We start from the raw sequence: 312 nt of genomic DNA, 5'->3' as shown, positions 1-312 counted from the left end.
CCTGATGGCTGCAGAGCATTGGTTCCGCTGGCACCACGGGACCGTCAACGATCCGAAGTGGCGTGTGGTCGCTGCGCGCGCCTCGTCCTCAATGTCACGCAATGTCACGGTCGGTCACGTGCTGTCCGTTTGGGCTGCGATGCTCGAGTGCGCATCGCAGGCAAATCCACGCGGATCGCTGGTCGGTTGGGATTCCGAGGACGTTGCGGCCGGCCTGGGAATTGACCAAGCCGAGGTGTCCGCCATCGTGGACGCGATGCAGGGTAAGACCATCGAAGGCGAGGAGCTGACGGGCTGGAAACGTAGGCAGCC

Annotated in this window: 1 protein-coding gene; it reads left to right on the top strand. The window is 63.8% G+C overall.

The features are described from left to right. Positions 1-312 (top strand): hypothetical protein (locus SB775_RS28445; protein ID WP_410864528.1); only part of this gene is annotated, 312 nt, incomplete at both ends.

The organism is Peribacillus sp. SIMBA_075, assembly GCF_046534585.1.
The sequence above is the reverse complement of the archived record's forward strand: the minus strand, read 5'-3'. Positions and strand labels throughout refer to the sequence as shown.